This window comes from Shigella sp. FC1661, assembly GCF_001712525.1.
In the GTDB taxonomy this organism is placed as follows: domain Bacteria; phylum Pseudomonadota; class Gammaproteobacteria; order Enterobacterales; family Enterobacteriaceae; genus Escherichia; species Escherichia coli.
The window spans coordinates 1-490 of sequence record NZ_MDGW01000468.1 but is presented as its reverse complement, the minus strand read 5'-3'; the positions used below and the strand labels follow the sequence as shown (position 1 = coordinate 490).

1 pseudogene and 1 other annotated feature are annotated in these 490 nt (G+C 54.9%); the pseudogene reads right to left on the bottom strand.

Going from position 1 to position 490, the window contains the following annotated elements:
• Nucleotides 1-490, bottom strand: a pseudogene (locus BFF42_RS20640) (IS3 family transposase); the annotation flags it as partial.
• Nucleotides 294-409, bottom strand: a sequence feature (AL1L pseudoknot). Its footprint overlaps the pseudogene before it by 116 nt.

Below are 490 nucleotides of genomic sequence, written 5' to 3'. Positions count from 1 at the left end.
TGACGGTTTACGCGGTCGCCTGCGGCAACGGCTTTCCGGCTGATGGTCGTACGGACCTTTTTACCCCGGAGAACACCGGCAAGTCCCATAACCGCCATGAGACGTGCCACAGTGCATCTGGCCACTCTGATACCTTCCCGTAACAACTGACGCCAGACTTTACGCACACCGTATACCTGATGATTCCCATCGTATACGCGCAGTATCTCTTTCTTCAGCCAGTCATCGCGCTGCGCACGGGCACTGCGTTTATCAGGATGATGTCGCTGTTGCTGACAGTGGTAATACGTTGACGGGGCAATATGTAGTTCACTGCATACCGGTCCGACCCCGTACAGCTTACGCAGCTTATCCAGCAGTGGCATCACTTTTCCAGAGGCGGTCGAACTCGGCCTTCGCAAAATAAGCGGAAGCCTGGCGAAGGATATCGTTACTGCGGCGCAGTTCACGATTTTCACGTTCCAGCTCTTTCAGACGCTGACGTTCAGCG